Origin of the sequence: Paraburkholderia sp. BR10882, assembly GCF_040948855.1 — a bacterium.
In the GTDB taxonomy this organism is placed as follows: Bacteria; Pseudomonadota; Gammaproteobacteria; order Burkholderiales; family Burkholderiaceae; genus Paraburkholderia; species Paraburkholderia nodosa_A.
In genome coordinates this window covers 17,821-38,090 of the sequence record NZ_JBFPKP010000012.1, presented here as the reverse complement: position 1 = coordinate 38,090, position 20,270 = coordinate 17,821, and the positions used below count along the sequence as shown (strand labels likewise).

The following is a 20,270-nucleotide window of genomic DNA, read 5'->3' as shown; positions in this document are numbered from 1 at the left end:
CGAAAACCGAAAAAATCGCGACGCCGCCGGCCCCAGAATGGATTGCATGTCGACAGACCTGACAAGGAGTAGACGAGATGCTGCCACGACACCCCATTCTGTTCAAATCGCTGTGCTACGTGGACGGCCGCTGGGTACATAGCGACAGCGCGGCCACCGTGGCCGTGCAGAACCCTGCGGACCAGTCGGTGATCGGCCACGTGCCTATGCTCGTGCGTGCGCAGATCACCGGTGCAGTCGACGCCGCCCAGCGCGCCTTCGAATCGTGGCGCTGGGTTTCGCAAACGCAGCGCAGCGCGGCGCTCCTGCGCTGGCACGAGCGGATCGTGCGGCACCAGGAGGATCTAGCGGCGCTGCTCTCGCTGGAGCAGGGCAAGCCGCTGGCCGAATCACGCGGCGAAATCCGCTATGCGGCGAGCTTCGTCGAGTGGTATGCGCACGAGGCGAAACGCCTGGCAGGCCGTACGATTCCCACGCACATCGACGGCGCGCATCTGGGCACGGTGATGGAACCGGTGGGCGTCGCGGCGCTCATCACGCCATGGAATTTTCCGGTGGCGATGATCACCCGCAAGGCCGCCGCCGCGCTCGCCGCCGGCTGCACGGTCGTCGTGAAACCCGCGCACGAAACGCCGTATTCGGCGCTCGCTTTGGCGCAACTCGCGGAGGAGGCCGGCTTTCCGGCTGGTGTCTATAACGTAGTGCTCGGCGAGCCGCAAATGGCGATGGAAACGCTGGTGGGCGACACGCGCGTGCGTGCCGTGAGTTTCACGGGATCGACGCGCGTGGGCTCGCTCGTCACGCAGGCGGCGGCGCGTGCGGGCATCAAGAAGGTCGCGCTCGAACTCGGCGGCAATGCACCGTTCATCGTCACGGAAGACGCCGATCTCGAGCAGTCCGTAAGGATTGCCGTGGGGGCGAAATTCCAGACTTCAGGCCAGGACTGCTGCGCGGCGAACCGTATTTTCGTGGCACGGCCGCTTTACGAAGCGTTCGTCGAGCGCTATGCGGCAGCGGTGCGCGAGCTCAAGACCGGCCCCGCATTCGAGAAAGACGTGGATGTGGGCCCGCTCATGCACCAGGCCGCGTTCGACAGCACCGCACAGCGCGTGGACGATGCGCGCGAGAAGGGCGCGCGGATCGTGGCGGGCGGCCAGCCGCATGCGCTGGGCGGCTGGTACTACGAGCCCACGGTGATCGCCGATGCCGCGCCCGGCATGCGCGTGTACGACGAGGAAAACTTCGCGCCCATTTCGGCAGTCTGCGCGTTCGACACGCTCGACGAAGCGATCGCCAAGGCGAACGACACGGAATACGGCCTCGCGGCCTACGTGTGCGCGACGCGCATGGACACGATCTTCCAGTTGGTGCGGCGGCTCGACTTCGCGATGGTCTCGGTGAACGGCGTGAAGTTCACGGGCGCACCCATTCCGTTCGGCGGCATGAAGGCCTCGGGCCTGGGCCGCGAAGGTGGCGCGGAGGGCTTCGAGCCGTTCGTGGAAACCAAATATTTTTGTCTTGGCAATCTCGGCCTGCCGCTCGCGGCCATGGCCTGAACCGGAATCAGGAGGACAACATGACTCAACGTATCGACGCACTCTTCGAGCAGGACCGCGCGCACTTCATGCACCCGTCCACGCACGCCTACGATCACGAGAGCGGCGCGCTGCCGGGCAAGATCGTGCGCGGCGGCAAGGGCATCCGCATCGAGGACCATCAGGGCAAGCAGTATATCGACGCCTTTGCGGGTCTTTACTGCGTGAACATCGGCTACGGCCGCACCGAAGTTGCGGACGCCATGTACGAGCAGGCGAAGCAGCTCGCGTACTACCACACCTATGTGGGCCATTCTTCGGATGCAATCATCGAGCTGTCGTCGCGCATCATCGACTGGGCGCCTGCCGGCATGAAGAAGGTGTATTACGGCATGTCCGGTTCGGATGCGAACGAAACGCAGGTCAAGATCGTCTGGTACTACAACAACGTGCTGGGCCGCCCGAACAAGAAGAAGATCATCTCGCGCGACCGCGGCTATCACGGCTCGGGCATCGTCACGGGCAGCCTCACCGGCTTGCCGAGCTTCCATCAGCATTTCGATCTGCCGATCGATCGCGTGAAGCATACGGTCTGCCCACACTGGTATCGCAAGGCGCCCGCGGGCATGAACGAGGCGCAGTTCGTCGCGTACTGCGTGGAAGAGCTCGAAAAGCTGATCGCGCGTGAAGGCGCGGACACGGTTGCCGCGTTCATCGCCGAGCCGGTGATGGGCACGGGCGGCATCATCGAGCCGCCCAAAGGCTACTGGCCGGCCATTCAGGCGGTGCTGCGCAAGCACGACATCCTGCTGATCTCCGACGAGGTGGTGTGCGGTTTCGGGCGTCTGGGCTCGAAGATGGGCGCGCAGCACTTCGGCATCGAACCGGATCTCATCACGGTCGCGAAGGGCCTCACGAGCGCATATGCGCCGCTTTCCGGCGTGATCGTGGGCGAGAAGGTCTGGGACGTGATCGCGCGCGGCTCACAGGAACACGGGCCGATGGGCCACGGCTGGACCTATTCGGGACACCCGGTGTGTGCCGCCGCGGCGCTTGCCAATCTGGCGATCCTCGAGCGTGAAAAGCTCGTGGAGAACGCGGCGCAGGTCGGCTCGTACTTCGGCGCGAAGCTGCGCGAGGCGTTCGGCGCGCATCCGCTCGTGGGCGAGGTGCGCAGCGTGGGCATGCTGGCGGCGCTGGAATTCATGGCCGACAAGGAAGCGCGCAAGCCGTTCGACCCGGCGCTGAAGATCGGGCCGAAGGTTTCGGCGGCGGCGCTGGAGCGTGGCGTGATCGCGCGCGCCATGCCGCATGGCGATATCCTGGGCTTTGCGCCGCCGCTCGTCATGACGCGCGCCGAAGCCGACGAGATCGTCGGCGTCGTCAGACAGGCCGTGGACGAGGTGGCCGAGCGCAATCTTGTCGCGGCGGGGTGAGCCGCAAGGCACGCGTCAACCGTCAAAGGTGTAATTCCACGAGCCGCCGTACGCCAGTACGGCGGCTTTTTTGTTCCCGCTGGGCTTGCGCAGGTGTTGCTTTTCGGTCGCTTGCGCTTGCGCAATAGGCCGTGAAACCGTTGCCTGACAAGGCTCAAAAGCCCGCGGTTCTAGCGCGCGGCATTTTGCCACCACGTTGACGCACGCGCATGGTGTGACAATGCGTCGAAATCTTAAAAAATGTTAAAGAAGGAGTCGTTCGATGCTCTCACCCGTCGCAGGATCGGCTATCGTCGTGCGCCAAAGCAGCCGCGCTCCTCTCACCGGAACGCCACCCAGCGCACGCTGTTCGGGGTGCGCGATGCGCCATCTTTGCATGCCGCAGGGTCTGCCGGCAGAAGACCTGCCGAAGCTCGAGGCGCTGATCTGCGGGGCGCGCAAGGTGCGCCGTGGCGAGGCCCTGTATCGCTCGGGCGACCGCTTCGACAGCCTGTACGCCGTGCGCTCCGGCTCGCTCAAGACGCTGATTGTCAACCGCGACGGCCGCGAGCAGATCACCGGGCTGCGTCTCGCGGGTGACGCGCTGGGGCTCGACGGCATCGCCACCGACGTGCACGCGTTCAGCGCCGTTGCGCTCGAAGACAGCTCGATTTGCACGCTTCCCTACGCGGCGCTCAAGGGCTTGTGCCGCGAAAGCGGCACGATGCAGGACCGGCTGCACCGGCTCATGGGCGACCAGTTCAACCAGGAAGCCTCGCAGATGATGGTGCTGGGCTCGCTCACCGCCGAAGAACGCGTGGCCGCCTTCCTGCTCGACGTGTCGTCGCGCAACTGGCAGCGCGGTTATTCGCAGGCCGAGTTCCGTCTGCGCATGTCACGCGAGGACATGGGCAGCTACCTGGGCATCACGCTCGAAACCGTGAGCCGGATCTTGTCGCGCTTCCAGAAGCGCGGCCTCATCGACGCGCAGGGCAAGCTGATCCGCATCTGCGATATCGAGGGCTTGCAGACGGTTTGAGCGGGCCGCCGACGCGGCAGCCATCGAACCTCCGATGACTGCCGCAGCCAGCCACGCCTTACTTCTCGTCGAGACCCAGCCCCGGCAGGCGATGCGTGCCTTCGAGCTGAACCGCGTGCAGCAGATGCGGATCCAGGTCGAGCGCGCTCAGGATCGTCGGTGCGACCTGGGTCGTGAAGACGTAGTGGTCGTCCGTACGGCCGGCGTGGTGAATACCGGGGAACGACACGACGAGACCGAGGTGGCTGTCGTCGGGCGCGTTGCCGCCGTGCTCTTCATCCTTCGCCGTGCTCGACGTATAGATCACGCCCGGATTCGGCTGCACGATGATATCCGGCGTGCGGCCGTTCGACGGATTGCCGAACCAGTCCGCAAGGCGGTCGCCCGTGAGGATGTACGCCTGCGGGCCATCCGCGCAAATGCCCGGCGCGTTACAGCTCAGGTTCGCCTGCAGCGTCTTCACCACGGCGTCCTTCTGGCTCTGATCGCGCAGCCAGATCAGGCCAACGTCGTCGGTCTGCACCATGCCCGTGCCCGAGAGGCCCGAGCCGTCGTTCAGGTTGCCCGTCTTCGTGTTGTTCTGGCCGAAGTTGCCGGTCGAGTCCAGATAGTTGTTGGCTTCGAGCAGCTTCGTGAGCGTGTCGCCGTTCTTCACCAGCTTCGAGTGATCGGTCGGCGACTGGCCGTGCTTGGCCGTCACGATGATGAGCGTCGACGAGTACAGATTGCGCTGCTTCAGTTCCTGCACCACGCGGCCGAGCGAGTTGTCCAGATACGTGATGGCCGCGGCGACCTGCGGGCCCGGCGTGAAGTCGGCGTCGAGATAGCCGCCTTGTTTCGCCACAGGCGACTTCTGCGCGACGCTAAGCGTCTGGAAGTTCGTGCCGAACATCGTGGGCACCGGCGCGCTCGTCTTGCCCGTCGAGTCGAGGCCGTCGATCTCGTTGATCAGCGCCTGCACGTGGATGTTGTCGAAGACTTCGGTATGCGTGTAGGTGTCCAGATAATACGTGCCGGTCTTCGGATCGATCGAGTTGATCTCGGTGCGCGCCAGATCGTCCACGCCCTTGCCCGACGGACCGTTGACCCAGTCGTAGCCCCACGCATGCTTGTCCGCCCACGCGGTGCGCGCGCCGTGGATGTTCTGCTTGATGACTTCGAAGACGGTGTTCGTCTTGATGTAATTGTGCGGGTACACGGGCGTGCAAACGCCGTTGACCTTCGCGTAGGGAATGGCTTGCGGATTGAACGCGCCGCCGCCGTCGAGGTGGATCAGCGCGCCGCCGTTCTCTCCGTCGATGCCGGTCGTTTCATCGAACACGACGTTCCAGCCTTGCGGGCCCTTGCACTGCGAATCGAGCGGTGCGTAGAGCGTACGGTCATATGACACGTCATAGAAGAGGCCCGCGCTCTTCGGCGAGCCGCCCGTGACCAGCGCCGTGAGGCCGGGGAACGAATCGGACAGATGCGGCGTATGGGCGTTCGTGTAGGTCACGCCCGACTTCGCGAGCAGCGCGAGGTTGGGGCAGGCATTGCTGCCGATGCAACGAGCCACATCCTGTTCATGCAGACCGTCGAAACTGATGAGCAGGACGTGCTTCACGTCCTTCATGTCGCCTGCATAAGCCGTTGTGTGCACACCCGCAAGTGCCATTGCACTCGCGCCAACGACTGCGCCTAACCGCGACCACCGGCTCGTATTCTCCATCTTTCACCTCGTTTTTGTATTGCATTTGTGGGGACCTGCGCACAGCCCGAGCAATGTGGGGCTGGAAGGCGAATCTCTCGTGACGGCGTGCTTTCATCTTGCCGTCAGTTGTTATCAGTTGTTGCAAGACGCGTTTGCGGACGCGTGAAGTGAGGGTTTTCGCGGGTGTAGACTCCTGCATTCGAGCGTTCACGGTTCGCGCTGGAGCGCTCGTTAAGAGTGAGTTCCATTCAGTCCATTCCGGGCATCGCATAATCGAATCCAAAAGGAACGTCATGGCAAAGGATGAAATCGTCTGGGGTATCCTGGGTACGTCGAAGATCAACGACAAGGTCGTCGTGCCCATGCACCACGCACCGAAGTGCCGCGTAAAAGCGATTGCTTCGCGTTCAGCACAGAAGGCCCAGGCTGCCGCGGCGAAATATGGACTCGCGCAGGCGTACGACAGTTACGAGGCGCTGCTGGCGGACCCGGAAATCGATGCGGTCTATATCCCGTTGCCCAATCACCTTCACGTGGAGTGGACGATCAAGGCCGTCGAGGCGGGCAAGCATGTGCTGTGCGAAAAGCCGATCGGGCTCGATGCGCAACAGGCGCAACGATTGATCGCCGCGCGCGACAAGAGCGGGCGGTATATCCAGGAAGCCTTCATGGTTCGTACGCATCCGCAGTGGCTGAAGGTGCAGGCGTTGATCGAAGAGGGCGCCATAGGCGAATTGCGGGCGGTGACAGGCGGCTTTACCTACTACAACACCAATGCGCAGGACATTCGCAACCATAGCGATATGGGCGGCGGCGGCTTGCTGGACATCGGCTGTTATCCGATCACGACCTCGCGCCTCATTCTCGGGCGGGAGCCGAAGCGCGTGGTCGCGCTCGTGGAGCGCGACCCGTCGTTCGAAGTAGACCGCCTTGGCTCCGTGCTCATGGATTTCGACGGCGTGCAAGCGAGCTTCTTTTACTCCACCCAGATTCATCCCTACCAGCGCATGCAGTTTCACGGCACGACGGGGCGCGTCGAGGTCGAGATTCCATTCAACGCGCCGAACGACCGGCCGACGCGGCTGCTGTTGAGCCAGCAGGGAGAAGCCGATCGCTGGCTGGAGCTTCCGGTATGCGATCAGTACGGCGTGGCAGCGGCGGTTTTTGCCGAGGCGATTTTGAACGGCACGCCCCAGGCGATTGCGCTGGAAGATGCCTGCGCGAACATGCGCGTAATCGACGCCGTGTTCCGCTCGGCCCGCTCGGGCGCCTGGGAAAGCATTGCTTGACGTCGAAGCGCCGCGGGCGGGTTCAACGGGTTTTGGCTTGACCCGCGCCCGCCTTGCGGCTTTTCACATGGTCGATGAATGCGCGCAGCTTGGGCATGATCTGCCGGCGGCTGGGATAGCAGAGAAACACGCCCGGCAGCATCGGCGCGTAGGCGTCGAGCACGCGCACGAGTTTGCCCGCTTTCACGGCATCGGAAACCATCGGCTCGGGTAGCTGCGCGAGGCCGATGCCTTCGAGCGCCGCGCCCATCATGGTCGGGAAGTCGCTGGCGATCAGCGGTCCGGAGACGGCGATTTCCATAGCGTGCCCGTGGTCGTCGAATGACCATGAGGCCAGCGCGCCGTTGGAGCGCCGCCAGCGCAAGCAGGCGTGCTCGCGCAGATCGTCCGTGTGGCGGGGCCGTTTATTGCCGGAGAAGTAGGCAGGACTACCTACGACAACGAGACGAAACGGCGGCGTCAGTGGCACCGCCACCATGTCGGCGGCGACGAGCTGTCCGAGCCGGATGCCGGCGTCGAAGCCTTCCGCCGCGAGATCGACCACTTCCTTGCTCACCGCAATTTCCACCTCCACTTCGGGATAAGCCTGGCAAAACGAAGCGAGCAGCGGCTCGAGCAGCAGTGGGACGACCGCGCGCGGCACGGAGAGCCGCAACAAACCCGTAGGGCGCTGCCCGAGGTCGCGCGCGACTTCGCTCGCGGCGACCAGTTCCTCGAAGGCGGGTTTTGCGCGCGAAAGAAACCGTTCGCCGGCTTCGGTCAGGCCGACGCTGCGCGTGGTGCGCACGAACAGCGCCGCGCCGATGCGCTCTTCGAGCACACGCACCGCCTGGCTGATAGCCGAAGGCGTCACCCCGAGGTCCGCCGCCGCCTTGCGAAAGCTGCGGTGCCTGGCGACGCTCAGAAACGCCTCCACGCCATCGAGCGCACCTTGCCTGACTGTGAAGTTCTGCTTCATAGCGCATCAACATTGTGATGAATAGTCGCTCGCGGGAAACGATGGTACACCTAACGTGCCAGCCGATGACGCGCGCAAATCGCGTCGCGCGCAGGCAGGATCCAGCGCGAAGTCTGGCATTCATCTGGAGAACCGCTGATGAGCACACCCGCCGTTCCCGTTGGCATCATCCCGCCGCGCCCGGCCTGGCGCAGCCTGCGCTGGATTGCGCCGCTCACGTTGCTGTGGATTGCCGTGATGTACTGGCTGCCGGCGATCCCTGGCAGCGGTTTTCAAACCACGGCGCACCAGCTCGTCGCCCAGATGTTCATGGCGCTCGGATTGGGGCTCGGCCTCGAGCGCACCGGCCTGACGCTGAGCCAGCGCCGCGCGACCTGGCTCGTGATTCTCATGGCGCATGCGCTTTGGTTCGCAGTCGTCTGGAGTGCGGCGATCCATGGCGTCTTTCGACTGAGCGCCGTCCCGCCGCCGTTGCCCATGCTGCCGTTGGCGATATTCCTGCCTGTGATGGTCGGCGCGCCGCTATTGCTGATGTCGAAGCGAATCGGGCAAGTACTCGACGCGATGCCGGCCGCATGGCTCATTGCGCTGCAGTTTTATCGCGTGTTCGGCAGTTGGGCGATCGCTGCGTGGCTGCACGGCGCGATGGCCGGCGTGGACGCGTTGCCGGCGGGCACCGGCGACCTGCTGACGGGCCTGTTCGCCGTGCCGGCGGCCATCGCGGTGGCAAGCGGCACGGCGCAGGGGCACAAGGCCGCCATCGCCTGGAACATTTTCGGGCTGATCGATTTCGCCGTTGCCGTGACCCTGGGGATGATCACGGCGCCCGGCCGATTCCAGCTGATCGCGCCGGATATGCCGAGCCTCAACGCGGGCACGTACCCGTATGTACTGACGCCCGCGTTCGTCGTGCCCAGTTCGATCCTGTTGCATGCGCTTTCGCTGCGTCAATTGTTCCGGCGCCGCGCCGCGTGAGCTCCCTTCATTTCATCCGCACATCGCAACGCACCTTGCAGGAGGCAACATGTCACCGGAATCGATCTTTCGCTTGCACCTCGCGCTCGGGTATGTCGCGTGGCTCCTTTGTTTTACCGTCTACGTCTGGCCCCGGCTCAGGTCGATGGAGCCATTCGAGGCGCAACGCGCGATCGCCACGCTGCACAGCTTCCGCTTCTTCGGGCTGGTCTTCATGCTGCCGGGCGTCGTGAGTCCCGATCTGCCCGCGAGTTTCGCCGTGCCCACGGCTTATGGGGACCTCGCAACGGGTGCGCTGGCCATGCTGGCGCTACTCGCGGCAAGAAAGCGGCCGGTGTTCTGGTTCTTCGTCGTGGCGTTCAATCTCGTCGGCGCGGTGGACCTGGTTCTTGCCTACTACCACGCCATCCAGGCCGGTGTGCCTGTACACGCAGGAGAGTTGGCAGCGACCTACGTGATTCCCGTAATTGTCGTGCCGCTGCTGGCAATTACGCACGGCGCCGCCTTTTATTTGCTGCTGCGTCCGCAGAGCAAGGGCGCCCGCGTGCTCGCCAACGCTTCGCGCACCTGAAAGGCGGGGCCGCAAATTCACTGGACAGAGGCCAGGCGGCGTTGCTTTAATAAACAGCCGTTCATTCGCCAACGCAACCTGGTCCAGGAGACAACCCAGTGGACAAAGCCGCCGATCCGATCCTGCAGGTGCTGCACCAGTACAAGGCCGCGGTATTGGCCAAAGACGTCGATGCGTTCATCGCGCTCTACGACCCCGACATCCTGGCCTTCGACATGTGGGGCGCGTGGACGTACGAGGGCATCGCGTCATGGCGCAACATGGTGGAGGGCTGGTTCGGCTCGCTGGGCGCCGAGCGCGTGATCGTGGATTTCAGCGAGGCGCAGACCGTCGTCTCCCAGGACCTTGCCGTGGTCCACGCCTTCGTGAGCTACAAAGCGGTGGCGGCGGACGGCGAGGAATTGCGCTCGATGGACAATCGCATCACCGCGACGCTCAGGCAAACGGACGAGGGCTGGAAGATCTTCCACCAGCATTCGTCTTCACCGATCGATCCCGCGACGACGAAGGTCATTTTCAAACGTTAGTCGCCGAAAAGAAAATGCCCGACACGCGGTCGGGCATTTCGATCGGAGCATGACGGGCGCGAGCGGCCCGCCATGCCGTTACTGCTGGGCCTTGCCAGGCACCTGTTGCCCGCGCAACGAACAGCCCTTCGTTTCGATCACGAAGAAGAGTGCGACGGCGCCCACCGCGCATGCGGCCATCATGTAGTACGCCGGAACGAGCGGGCTGCCGGTCTTGTCCACGAGCCAGTCGCTCACGATCGGCGCGGTGCCGCCGAACAGCGAGGTCGAGACGTTGTAGGCAATCGCCATCCCCGCGTAACGCACTTGCGTCGGGAACATGGCGGGGAACATCGCCGAGATGGTCGCGAGCTGCGGCGCATAGAGCAGGCCGAGCACGGCGAAGCCGATCAGCGCGCCGCCCACGCCGTGGCGCATCAGCATGAACATCGGCACGGCGGCGACGAACAGCCCGACGAGCGAAAACCACCAGAGCGTCTTGCGCCCCACGTGATCGGAGAGCCGGCCAGCGAACGGCAGCAGGGCCATCATCGCCAGCATGCCGATGAGCGGAATGAGCAGCGACATGTTCTCGCTCACGCCCAATTCCTTGTGCATGTACGTCGGCATATACGCGAGCAGCACGTAGTTCACGACATTGAGCGCGACCACGAGCCCGCCCAGCAGCACGAGCGGCACGCGATGCTCGCGCAGCAGGGTGCGCAGCGAAATGGCCGGGCGCTCCCGCTCCTGTTGCTCGAACTTCTCTTCCATCTCGCGGAATACCGGCGTGTCTTCGATGCGCGAACGCAGATAGAAGCCGATCAAGCCCAGCGGCGCCGCGACGAGGAACGGCAGACGCCAGCCCCACGCATGCATCGCATCGTTGCCGAGCGCGAGCGATGCCGCGAGCATCAGCAAGGCGCCCAGCGAAAAGCCGGCCAGCGTGGCGAACTCGAGGAAACTCCCGCAGAAGCCGCGCCGCGCGTCGGGCGCGTATTCGGCCATGAAGGTGGCTGCACCGCCATATTCACCGCCGGTGGAGAAGCCCTGGATCATGCGCAAAACGATGAGCGCGGCCGGAGCGATCCAGCCGGCTTTCGCATAGGTCGGCAGCAAGCCCACGAGCAGCGTGGCGCCCGACATCAGCAGCACGGTCAGCGCGAGCACTTTCTTGCGCCCGAAGCGGTCGCCGAGCGGCCCCCAGAACAGGCCGCCGAGCGGGCGAATCAGAAATGAAATGGCGAAGGTGCCGAGCGCGAACAGCGTGGCGCTTGCCGTGCTGCCCGGAAACAGCGCCGCGGAGATATACGCGAGCCCATAGGCGTAGATGCCGTAGTCGAACCACTCGGTTGCGTTGCCGAGCGCGGCGGCGGTAATGGCGCGGCGTGGCAGCGTGTGCGCGCTGCCGGTGGGGGCGGCGTGCTGGTCGTGGTCGGGAGTCGACGTATCGTCCCATAGGGACCGGCCCGGCGTGGGGGAATGCCAAGTTTCGGCGAATCGCATAAGACGTCCTCTTGTCAGGAACCGCGGCCCGAATGGCGCGCTTGAGCGATCAAGTTAGTCCCGTCAATTTCTGTTTCCGATGTCATAGGACGATTTCGCATCGGGACTTTCCCTGCCTGCGCATCGCGCGTCCCTGTCGAGCGGGTGCGGTGGCGACTTTTGACCGCTCTTCGGGATTCGCCCTCGAGCGAGCGGCAGCAACATTTGCCGTTTTTCTGGTGGTTGGGCTGTCGCGCGGTTCGCTAGTGACAACTGTTGCGATGCACAAAAATTGACTTCCGGCACACTGGAATCGGCCCAGGACTAACCCGAATGCAAGAAAGTATCAGTCTGCGGTCTGATTTTCAGTGGTGGAGGCGTGCCGCGGCGGGTAATTTTCAGACATGGCGGCGCGCGGTCCGAAGACAGGTCGAGCGTATGCGCAAGTAGCCGTCGCAGAACAAGAAAAAACTGTGCAGGAGGAGTCGAGATGCAAACCATTGGGGCACCCGCGGCGCGCACGAACGCGCCCGGCGCCACGCATTCCCAGCCTGACCTCGAACTGGTCGCCGTGCCGCGCGACGAGTCGTTCAAGGTCTGGTCGCACGGCTACCCCTATCGGACGGTGCGCTGGCACTTCCATCCCGAGTACGAGATCCACCTCATCACCTCGACCACGGGCAAGTATTTCGTGGGCGATTTCATCGGCAGCTTCACGCCCGGCAATCTCGTGATGATCGGCCCGAACCTGCCGCACAACTGGGTGAGCAGCGTGCCGCACGGCGAGGCGGTGGACGAACGTTGTCTCGTCCTCCAGTTCGACGCGGCTTTCATTGCCCGCGCGATCGATGCGTTTCCCGAATTCAGGCGCGTGGAGGCGCTGCTCGATGCGTCGCGCTGGGGGCTGCTGTTCACGCCGGCAACGGGCGCGGCCGCCGAGCCGATCCTGCGCGAGATGCTGGGCGCACAGGGCATGCGACGCGTCACGCTCTTCATCGACCTGCTCGATCTGCTCGTGCAAAGCGAGGAGCCCGCGGCGCTCGCAAGCGAGGCGTATCGCGCCGACCCGGCCCGCTATGCGGGTACGCGCATCAATCACGTGCTCGCCTTCATCGGCAAGAATCTCTCGCAGGAGTTGCGCGAAACGGAGCTGGCGGAACTGGCCGGGCAGAGCGTGAGCGCATTCTCGCGCTATTTCCGCCGCCATACGGGCGTGTCGTTCGTGCGTTACGTGAACCAGCTGCGCATCAATCTGGCGTGCCAGCTGCTGATGTCGGGCGAACTGAACATCACGGACATCTGTTATCAGGTGGGCTTCAACAACCTCTCGAATTTCAACCGCCAGTTCCTGTTGATCAAGGAAATGTCGCCGTCGCGCTGGCGATCCTATCAGCGGCTCAACGCCGCGAGCGCGGCCAGCAAGAGCGAAGCCGTGTACGGCGCGCCCGCGATCGGCTAGCGGATCGCCCAGCAAAAGAGGTTCAAGCGCAGTGCGCATTTCAGGCATTGCGCAGGACGAACTCACACGTTCACAAGGCAGCACGACAGCACCGGCCACCCTACCAGGCATTCAACCAAAAAACGGAGACACCCAATGACCCGACTTCACACCCAACTGATCCGCGCCGCCGCGCTCAGTCTCGCCCTCGCGGGCATCACGTCGGCTTACGCCGCGCCGAGCGGCACGGTCGCGTTCCTGATGCCCGATCAGGCCTCCACGCGCTACGAGCAGCACGACTTCCCCGGTTTCAAGGCCGAAATGGGCAAGCTCTGCCCCGACTGTAAGGTGCTGTACCAGAACGCGAATGCCGATGCCTCGCAGCAGCAGCAACAATTCAATTCGGTGATCGCCCAGGGCGCGAAGGTCATCGTGCTCGACCCGGTGGACTCCACGGCCGCGGCTTCGCTCGTGCACATGGCGCAAAGCCAGGGCATCAAGGTCATCGCGTATGACCGGCCCGTGCCGTCCACGCCTGCCGACTACTACGTGTCGTTCGACAACGAGGAAATCGGCAAGTCCATCGCCCAATCGCTCGTGCAGCATCTGAAGGAGTCGGGCGTGGCCGGGAGCAAGGGCGGCGTGCTCGAAGTGAACGGCTCGCCGACCGACGCCGCCGCGGGGCTCATCAAGAAGGGCATTCACGAAGGGCTGCAGGGCAGCGGCTACAAGACGCTCTCCGAGTACGACACGCCGGAGTGGGCGCCGCCCAAGGCGCAGCAATGGGTGAGCGGGCAGATCACGCGTTTTGGACCGCAGATCGTGGGCGTCGTGGCCGCCAACGACGGTACGGCGGGCGGTACCATCGCGGCCTTCAAGGCGGCGGGACTCAATCCGGTTCCGCCGGTCACGGGTAACGATGCGACCACCGCGGGCCTGCAACTGATCATCGCGGGCGACCAGTACAACACGATCCTCAAGCCCAGCGAGATCGTGGCGGGCGCGGCGGCGAAGGTGGCCGTTGGCTTCCTCGACGGCAAGCCCGTGAAGGGCGAAACGACGCTCTTCAAGACGCCCACGCAGCTCTTCAAGCCGGCCGTCATCACGCAGAAGAACATCAAGGCGGAAGTGGTGGACAAGGGCTTCGCGAAAGCGTCGGATCTGTGCACGGGCCGTTACGCCGATGGCTGCAAGAAGCTCGGCATTGGCGGCTGATACGCATGGCAGGGCCCGGCGCGCGCCGGGCCTCGTGAGCAACGAAGAGGTACCCATTTCATGACTGACGAATCCACCAACCGCGCAACGGACAGCGCCACGGACCGAGCCACGACAAGCGACGGCGCGCCCGGCGAGCTGGTGCTGAGCCTGCGCGGCATCTCGAAGCACTTCGGCGCGGTTTCGGCCCTCACGGATATCGAGCTCGACGTGCATGCGGGCGAGGTGGTCGCCCTCGTCGGCGACAACGGCGCGGGCAAATCGACGCTCGTGAAGATTCTTGCGGGCGTGCACCAGCCGAGCGCCGGGACGATCACGTTTCGCGGCCAGCCGGTGAACCTGTCCGATCCGGGCACGGCGCTCGACCTGGGGATCGCGACGGTGTTCCAGGACCTCGCGCTTTGCGAAAACCTCGACGTCGTGGCGAACATCTTCCTCGGCCGCGAATTGAGCCCTTACCGGCTCGACGAGGTCACGATGGAAGTGAAGGCCTGGACGCTCCTCAACGAGCTTTCGGCGCGTATTCCCAGCGTGCGCGACGTGGTCGCCTCGCTCTCGGGCGGCCAGCGCCAGACCGTGGCGATCGCGCGCTCGCTGCTGCTCGACCCGAAGCTCATCATGCTCGACGAACCGACCGCCGCGCTCGGCGTGGCCCAGACCGCCGAGGTGCTGAACCTGATCGAGCGCGTGCGCGACCGCGGGCACGCCGTCATCATGATCAGCCACAACATGGAAGACGTGCGCGCCGTCGCCGACCGCATCGTCGTGCTGCGCCTTGGCCGTAACAACGGGATTTTCTATCCCGACTCCTCCAACGCCGAACTCGTGGCGGCGATCACCGGCGCGACGGAAAACGCGGTGTCGCGCCGCGCGGGCCGCCGCCAGGCGCAACAGGATGTCCAGTGAAAGGAACGATCGTGAGCAAGACTATCCATGGCGCTGCGCAGCCTGAAAACCCGGATGCCTCAAAGCCCGATGCGAAGCCATCCACGCTGCTCGACCGCAGCGACGTGCGCGTGAAGCATGCGAGCGGAATCGGCGAGAGCGTGTCGGCATTCGTCGACCGCGTGCGCTCGGGCGACCTGGGTTCGCTCCCGGTCATCGCGGGGCTCGTCATCATCTGGACGGTGTTCACGAGCCTGAACCCCGTGTTTCTCTCCGCCGACAACCTCGTGAACATGCTGTTCGACTGCTCGACGGTCGGCGTCATTTCGCTTGGCATTGTCTGCGTGCTGCTGCTCGGGCAGATCGATCTCTCCGTGGGCTCGATGAGCGGCTTCGCTTCGGCGCTCGTCGGCACGCTGTGGGTCAACGACGGCTGGCCCGTGCTGCTCGCCATCATCGCGGCCATTGCGGTGGGCGCGGTGATCGGCGCACTGTATGCGCTGCTGCTCAACTGGATAGGCATGCCAAGTTTCGTCTCGACGCTCGCGGGCCTGCTCGCCATCCTCGGCATGCAGCTCTACGTGCTCGGCTCGACGGGCTCTATCAATTTGCCCTACGGCTCGGCGATGGTGAACTTCGGACAACTGATGGTGATTCCGCCGCTCGTCTCGCACGTGATCGCGCTGCTCCCCGGTATCGTGCTCCTGCTGCTCGGCCTGCGTACGCGCACGCGCCGCCATGCGGCCAGGCTTTCGGCACCTTCGGTCGCAGGCCTGCTCGGGCGCGCGGCGGCGCTGACCGTGTTCCTCGAAATCGTCGTGGCCTATCTCAACCGCGGGCGTGGCGTGCCGCTGATGTTCGGCCTCTTTCTGGGTCTCGCCGTCGTCATGCAGTACGCGCTCACGCGCACGCGCTGGGGCCGCTCGATGCACGCCGTGGGCGGCAATCACGAAGCCGCGCGGCGCGCGGGTATCAAGGTCGGCGCGATCTATACGAGCGCCTTCGTGCTGTGCGCGAGCCTGGCCGCAATCGGCGGCGTGCTGACCGCGGCGCGACTCGCTTCGGCGAGCCAGCAGGCCGGCACCGGAGACGTCAACCTCAACGCGATCGCGGCGGCCGTGATCGGCGGCACGAGCCTTTTCGGCGGGCGCGGCAGCGCATGGTCGGCCGTGCTCGGCATCATCGTGATCCAGTCGATTGCGAGCGGCCTGACGCTGCTGAACCTGTCGTCGTCGCTGCGCTTCATGATCACCGGCGCCGTGCTGGCCATTGCCGTGATCGTCGATTCGCTCGCCCGCCAGTCGCGTGTTTCGCATGGCCGCGCCTGAGGCGTCGGCACCTGATTCAAGGAGAAAGTCACCCATGTCTGAATCGATCAAGGGTAAGGTCGCCGCCATTACCGGCGCGGCGTCCGGCATCGGCTTCGCGTGCGCGCGTGCGTTCGTGGACGAAGGCGCGAAAGTCGTGCTGATCGACCGCGCAGAGGACCGGCTCGCGAAATGTTGCGCGGAGCTGGGGCCCAACGCGCTGCCCCTCGCCATGGACCTGCTCAACGCGGCGGACTATGCGACGATGCTGCCCAGGATTCTCGATCTCGCGGGCGGGCTCGACATCTTTCACGCCAACGCCGGCGCGTATATCGGCGGCGAAGTGGCGAACGGCAACCCCGACGAGTGGGATCGCATGCTCAACCTGAACATCAACGCCGCGTTTCGCTCGGTGCATGCGGTGCTGCCGCACATGATCGCGCAGAAGTCCGGCGACATCGTTTTCACGAGTTCGGTGGCGGGCGTCGTGCCGGTGGTGTGGGAGCCCATTTACACGGCCTCGAAGTTCGCGGTGCAGGCGTTTGTGCACACCGTGCGCCGCCAGGTCGCGAAGCACGGCGTGCGCGTGGGCGCGGTGCTGCCGGGCCCTGTGGTCACGGCCTTGCTCGACGACTGGCCCCAGGCGAAGATGGATGAAGCGCTGGCCCAGGGCAGTCTCATGCAGCCGAAGGAAGTGGCCGATTCCGTGGTATTCATGCTCACGCGGCCGCGCAACGTCACCATTCGCGACCTCGTGATCCTGCCGAACAGTGTCGATCTTTAGGGCCTGTTATCAGCGTGAACAGGCCCTAACCACAATCAACGAGCCATGACCTCAATTAACCAGGCCGGCGGCGCACGCCATACCGTCGGTGTCGATGTGGGCACGGGCAGCGCCCGCGCCGGCATTTTCGATTCCGCCGGTCGCATGCTTGCGTCGGCGAAACACGACATCAGCGTGTTTCATGAGAGCGGCGCCATCGTCGAGCAATCGAGCACGCAGATCTGGAACGCCGTGTGCCAGGCCGTGAAGGAAGCGCTCGCGCAGGCCGCGATCTCGCCGGAGCAGATCGCCGGCATCGGCTTCGACGCCACCTGTTCGCTCGTCGTGCTGGGCGAGGGCGGCACGCCGTTGCCCGTTGGCCCGTCCGAAGTCGCCGAGCGCGACATCATCGTGTGGATGGACCATCGCGCCGTGGAGCAGGCTGAGCGCATCAACGCCACGGGCCACGATGTGCTGCGCTTCGTGGGCGGCAAGATCTCTCCGGAGATGGAAACGCCCAAGCTGCTGTGGCTGCTGGAAAACCGGCCCGAGGTGTTCGCCGCGGCCTGGCAGTTCTTCGACCTGACCGACTTCCTCACATGGCGCGCCACGGGCGATCTTTCGCGCTCCACCTGCACCGTGACCTGCAAGTGGACCTATCTCGCGCACGAGCAGCGCTGGGACGAGAGCTACTTCCGCAACGTGGGTCTGGGCGTGCTTGCCGATGAAGGCTTTGCGCGCATCGGCCGCACGATCGTCGAGCCCGGGACGCCGCTCGGCAGCGGGCTCACGCCGGAGGCCGCCGCGCAGCTCGGCCTGCGCGCGGGCACTGCCGTCGCGACGGGCGTGATCGACGCGCACGCGGGCGGCATCGGCACGGTCGGCGCGCAGGGGCAGCCCGAGGCGTGCCTCGCGTACGTGTTCGGCACCTCGTCGTGCACGATGACGACCACGCGCGACCCCGTGTTCGTGCCCGGCGTGTGGGGGCCGTACTACGCGGCGATGGTGCCCGGTGCCTGGCTCAACGAAGGCGGGCAGTCGGTGGCGGGCGCGGCAATTGAGCGCTTGCTCGCGATGCATCCGCTCGCTGCAGAAGCCGCGAGCCGCGCGGCGAGCGAAGGCCAGTCGCTGCCGACGATGCTTGCCGGGCTGGCGGTTCAGGCTGCGCAGAGCGAATCGGGCGCGGTGCGCCTCGCGCACGATCAGGGCCTGCATGTGGTGCCCGAATTCCTCGGCAACCGCGCGCCATTTGCCGATCCGCACGCGCGGGCCGTCATCGCGGGACTCGGCATGGAGACGGACATGGAGAGCCTCGTCGCGCTCTATGTCGCGGGCATCGGCAGCATCGGCTATGGGCTGCGGCAGATCGTCGAGGTGCAGGCCCAGGCGGGCGCGCCGATCGAGCAGGTCGTGATCAGCGGCGGTGCGGGCAGGCTCGACCTCGTGCGCCAGCTGCTGGCGGACGCAACGGGCAAGCCCGTGCTGGCCACCCACGCCGAGGAGCCGGTCCTGCTGGGCGCGGCCATGCTGGGCGCCGTGGCTGGCGGCCTATACGATAACGCGCGCGACGCGATGGCCGCGATGTCCCGGATCAGCAAGGTCTACGCACCGGCCACGGGCGAGATCGCGGCGCTGCACGAAGCGCGTTACCGCGCCTTCACGCAGTTGCAGGACGTGGCGCGCGCGATCCGATAGCGGCTGGACCGGGAGCTAGCGGCTCACGCCGCCTCGCCGCTGCGCTGCGCGAGCGCGGCGGCAGCAGCCTGACTTTGCGCGAGGTGGCGCAGCAGCTTCGTCACCATCACGACGACGGTGAGCGCGAGCAGTACGAAGAACACCGCTAGCGGCGTGAGCACGTGCACGGAGACGAAACCGGCCAGCCCCATCATCGCCGAGGAAACGAGCAGCAGCGCGCAGCCGAGAATCGCACTCGTCAAACCCGCGATATGCGGGAACAGCGAATTGCCCTTGGCCATCAGCGTGGGATACATCGCACCCGCGCACAGACCCATCACGAGTACAGGAACGGCGAGCGTCCACACGCGCAGGCCCACCGTGAGCGCGAGCACGAGCATCGCGATGGCCGCGCCCGCCATCACGCGCGCCCCCACACGCAGACGTTGCTCCGGGGTAGGCAGGCGCGGGCCATGGAGCCGGTTCGAGAGGCCGCCCAGGAAATACATCAGGCCGATGCCGAGCGCGAGATAGCCGAAGAAGGTGGGCGGCCTGTGCAGCGTGTTCTGCACCATGAACGGCCCGACGACGTTGAAGACGAGCAGGATGCTGTAGCACAAGCCCTGGGCGAGAAAGCAGCTCTGGAACACGGGGCTCGCGAGCACCTTGCCCGCGTTCGCGATGAGCGTGCGCGGCTCCAGCCGCACCGGTTGCCGCAAGGTCTCGCGAAAGCGCCACAGCAACGCCCACATCACCAACGAATAGACGAGCAGGAACACGAGGCAGGCCTTCCAGCCGAACAGCTCCTGCAGATGCGCGCCGATCACCGGCGCGATGATCGGCGCGAGCCCCCACGTAATCGACATGTAGGTGAACGCGTGCATGAGCGCGGTGCCCACGAACGAATCCGTGATGATGGCCTTCGCGAGCAGGTTGGTCGCGGCGATGCCGAAGCCCTGCAGGCAGCGCGCCAGCACGAAAGTTTCCAGATTCGGCGCGGCGAGCGAGAGCAGACAGCCGAGCGTATAGATCACGAGCCCGAAAGCCAGCACGCGCTTGCGCCCGAGCGCGTCGGAAATCGGTCCGAAGATGAGTTGGCCGAACGCGTAGGCGGCGAGATAAACGGACACGCTCGACTGGATCGCCTGTGGCGACGTCGCGAAGTAGCGCGCCATGGCCGGCAGCGCGGGCACGTAGATGTCGATGGCGAGCTGTCCGGCGGAGGCGAACAGGCAGATCAGGAACAGCAGGAAGCGCGGCGAGTTCGCCTGGCGTGCGGCGGTGGCGGGACGTTCGGGCAGATCGTGAGTCATGACAGCGTGAAAAGGGCGGGTTCCGGTGCGGCGGCGCTGGGGGGCGTTGGGGCAGCTGTTCGGAAAGCACGTTCGGAACACGAACACGGCGTCCGGCGCGGCGGCGCAGGCGCGTATTGTGCCCGTTATCGCCGACTTCCGTGCGACGCGCCTCTCAGGCCCGGCGCTTGCTGAGCTTCCACTTATCTCGCCCAGGATAGTCCCGGAGTGCC

Annotated in this window: 17 protein-coding genes; 13 read left to right on the top strand and 4 right to left on the bottom strand. The window is 65.2% G+C overall.

All coding sequences use genetic code 11. From position 1 onward, the window contains the following. Positions 1-77: 77 nt before the first annotated feature. The 3 genes from AB3X99_RS26790 (at position 78) to AB3X99_RS26780 (ending at position 3,989) form a co-directional block, all read left to right on the top strand. A complete protein-coding gene (locus AB3X99_RS26790) occupies positions 78-1,556 on the top strand; it encodes an NAD-dependent succinate-semialdehyde dehydrogenase (protein ID WP_368618605.1) in 1,479 nt (492 codons plus the stop codon). Between the two features lie 20 nt (positions 1,557-1,576). After that, positions 1,577-2,971, top strand: a complete 1,395-nt coding sequence (locus AB3X99_RS26785; protein ID WP_368618604.1) for an aspartate aminotransferase family protein — start codon at positions 1,577-1,579, stop codon at positions 2,969-2,971. Positions 2,972-3,332: 361 nt separating this feature from the next. Continuing rightward, positions 3,333-3,989, top strand: coding sequence for a helix-turn-helix domain-containing protein (locus AB3X99_RS26780; protein WP_028203801.1), 657 nt, complete (start codon positions 3,333-3,335; stop codon positions 3,987-3,989). Between the two features lie 58 nt (positions 3,990-4,047). Here AB3X99_RS26780 and AB3X99_RS26775 read toward each other — a convergent pair whose 3' ends face one another. Beyond that, positions 4,048-5,697: an alkaline phosphatase family protein gene (locus AB3X99_RS26775; RefSeq protein ID WP_069263722.1), complete on the bottom strand. Its 1,650-nt coding sequence runs from the start codon at positions 5,695-5,697 to the stop codon at positions 4,048-4,050. Between the two features lie 275 nt (positions 5,698-5,972). Here AB3X99_RS26775 and AB3X99_RS26770 point away from each other — a divergent pair, with 275 nt between their 5' ends. After that, on the top strand, positions 5,973-6,968 hold the full coding sequence (locus AB3X99_RS26770; protein WP_368618603.1) for a Gfo/Idh/MocA family protein: 996 nt from the start codon (positions 5,973-5,975) through the stop codon (positions 6,966-6,968). Between the two features lie 22 nt (positions 6,969-6,990). Here AB3X99_RS26770 and AB3X99_RS26765 read toward each other — a convergent pair whose 3' ends face one another. Continuing rightward, on the bottom strand, positions 6,991-7,926 hold the full coding sequence (locus AB3X99_RS26765) for a LysR family transcriptional regulator (protein ID WP_342947588.1): 936 nt from the start codon (positions 7,924-7,926) through the stop codon (positions 6,991-6,993). Between the two features lie 138 nt (positions 7,927-8,064). Between AB3X99_RS26765 and AB3X99_RS26760 the strand changes: the two genes are divergently transcribed. The 3 genes from AB3X99_RS26760 to AB3X99_RS26750 all read left to right on the top strand — a co-directional run bounded on the left by AB3X99_RS26760 (position 8,065) and on the right by AB3X99_RS26750 (position 9,999). Further along, positions 8,065-8,901, top strand: a complete 837-nt coding sequence (locus tag AB3X99_RS26760) for an MFS transporter (protein WP_368618602.1) — start codon at positions 8,065-8,067, stop codon at positions 8,899-8,901. Positions 8,902-8,950: 49 nt separating this feature from the next. Further along, a complete protein-coding gene (locus tag AB3X99_RS26755; protein ID WP_368618601.1) occupies positions 8,951-9,472 on the top strand; it encodes a hypothetical protein in 522 nt (173 codons plus the stop codon). A 98-nt stretch (positions 9,473-9,570) separates the two neighbouring features. Beyond that, positions 9,571-9,999 carry a nuclear transport factor 2 family protein gene (locus AB3X99_RS26750; RefSeq protein WP_368618600.1) on the top strand — a complete coding sequence of 143 codons (429 nt, stop codon included), beginning with the start codon at positions 9,571-9,573 and terminating at the stop codon, positions 9,997-9,999. Between the two features lie 78 nt (positions 10,000-10,077). Here AB3X99_RS26750 and AB3X99_RS26745 read toward each other — a convergent pair whose 3' ends face one another. Further along, positions 10,078-11,484, bottom strand: a complete 1,407-nt coding sequence (locus AB3X99_RS26745; protein ID WP_368618599.1) for an MFS transporter — start codon at positions 11,482-11,484, stop codon at positions 10,078-10,080. A 469-nt stretch (positions 11,485-11,953) separates the two neighbouring features. Here AB3X99_RS26745 and AB3X99_RS26740 point away from each other — a divergent pair, with 469 nt between their 5' ends. The 6 genes from AB3X99_RS26740 (at position 11,954) to AB3X99_RS26715 (ending at position 18,766) form a co-directional block, all read left to right on the top strand. Beyond that, positions 11,954-12,922 (top strand): AraC family transcriptional regulator, encoded by a 969-nt coding sequence (locus tag AB3X99_RS26740; protein WP_069263738.1) that lies wholly within the window; start codon positions 11,954-11,956, stop codon positions 12,920-12,922. 135 nt (positions 12,923-13,057) lie between these two features. Further along, positions 13,058-14,116: a sugar ABC transporter substrate-binding protein gene (locus AB3X99_RS26735; protein ID WP_368605236.1), complete on the top strand. Its 1,059-nt coding sequence runs from the start codon at positions 13,058-13,060 to the stop codon at positions 14,114-14,116. 60 nt (positions 14,117-14,176) lie between these two features. Beyond that, a complete protein-coding gene (locus AB3X99_RS26730) occupies positions 14,177-15,022 on the top strand; it encodes an ATP-binding cassette domain-containing protein (RefSeq protein WP_368618598.1) in 846 nt (281 codons plus the stop codon). 11 nt (positions 15,023-15,033) lie between these two features. Then, positions 15,034-16,329: a sugar ABC transporter permease gene (locus AB3X99_RS26725; RefSeq protein ID WP_083245222.1), complete on the top strand. Its 1,296-nt coding sequence runs from the start codon at positions 15,034-15,036 to the stop codon at positions 16,327-16,329. Between the two features lie 34 nt (positions 16,330-16,363). Then, positions 16,364-17,092, top strand: coding sequence for an SDR family oxidoreductase (locus tag AB3X99_RS26720; RefSeq protein WP_342947580.1), 729 nt, complete (start codon positions 16,364-16,366; stop codon positions 17,090-17,092). Positions 17,093-17,137: 45 nt separating this feature from the next. Continuing rightward, entirely contained in the window at positions 17,138-18,766 is a 1,629-nt protein-coding gene (locus AB3X99_RS26715) for an FGGY-family carbohydrate kinase (RefSeq protein WP_368618597.1), read from the top strand. Between the two features lie 23 nt (positions 18,767-18,789). Here AB3X99_RS26715 and AB3X99_RS26710 read toward each other — a convergent pair whose 3' ends face one another. Next, complete coding sequence (locus AB3X99_RS26710; protein ID WP_069263745.1) at positions 18,790-20,058, bottom strand: multidrug effflux MFS transporter; 1,269 nt, start codon at positions 20,056-20,058, stop codon at positions 18,790-18,792. Positions 20,059-20,270: the final 212 nt, after the last annotated feature.

Excerpts from the sequence above, each read along its gene's own strand:
- AB3X99_RS26740 (WP_069263738.1), top strand. The coding sequence starts at position 11,954 with ATGCAAACCATTGGGGCACCCGCGGCGCGCACGAACGCGCCCGGCGCC.
- AB3X99_RS26765 (WP_342947588.1), bottom strand. The coding sequence starts at position 7,926 with ATGAAGCAGAACTTCACAGTCAGGCAAGGTGCGCTCGATGGCGTGGAG.
- AB3X99_RS26790 (WP_368618605.1), top strand. The coding sequence starts at position 78 with ATGCTGCCACGACACCCCATTCTGTTCAAATCGCTGTGCTACGTGGAC.
- AB3X99_RS26760 (WP_368618602.1), top strand. The coding sequence starts at position 8,065 with ATGAGCACACCCGCCGTTCCCGTTGGCATCATCCCGCCGCGCCCGGCC.
- AB3X99_RS26735 (WP_368605236.1), top strand. The coding sequence starts at position 13,058 with ATGACCCGACTTCACACCCAACTGATCCGCGCCGCCGCGCTCAGTCTC.
- AB3X99_RS26785 (WP_368618604.1), top strand. The coding sequence starts at position 1,577 with ATGACTCAACGTATCGACGCACTCTTCGAGCAGGACCGCGCGCACTTC.
- AB3X99_RS26710 (WP_069263745.1), bottom strand. The coding sequence starts at position 20,058 with ATGACTCACGATCTGCCCGAACGTCCCGCCACCGCCGCACGCCAGGCG.
- AB3X99_RS26730 (WP_368618598.1), top strand. The coding sequence starts at position 14,177 with ATGACTGACGAATCCACCAACCGCGCAACGGACAGCGCCACGGACCGA.
- AB3X99_RS26755 (WP_368618601.1), top strand. The coding sequence starts at position 8,951 with ATGTCACCGGAATCGATCTTTCGCTTGCACCTCGCGCTCGGGTATGTC.
- AB3X99_RS26715 (WP_368618597.1), top strand. The coding sequence starts at position 17,138 with ATGACCTCAATTAACCAGGCCGGCGGCGCACGCCATACCGTCGGTGTC.
- AB3X99_RS26745 (WP_368618599.1), bottom strand. The coding sequence starts at position 11,484 with ATGCGATTCGCCGAAACTTGGCATTCCCCCACGCCGGGCCGGTCCCTA.
- AB3X99_RS26720 (WP_342947580.1), top strand. The coding sequence starts at position 16,364 with ATGTCTGAATCGATCAAGGGTAAGGTCGCCGCCATTACCGGCGCGGCG.
- AB3X99_RS26770 (WP_368618603.1), top strand. The coding sequence starts at position 5,973 with ATGGCAAAGGATGAAATCGTCTGGGGTATCCTGGGTACGTCGAAGATC.
- AB3X99_RS26775 (WP_069263722.1), bottom strand. The coding sequence starts at position 5,697 with ATGGAGAATACGAGCCGGTGGTCGCGGTTAGGCGCAGTCGTTGGCGCG.
- AB3X99_RS26780 (WP_028203801.1), top strand. The coding sequence starts at position 3,333 with ATGCGCCATCTTTGCATGCCGCAGGGTCTGCCGGCAGAAGACCTGCCG.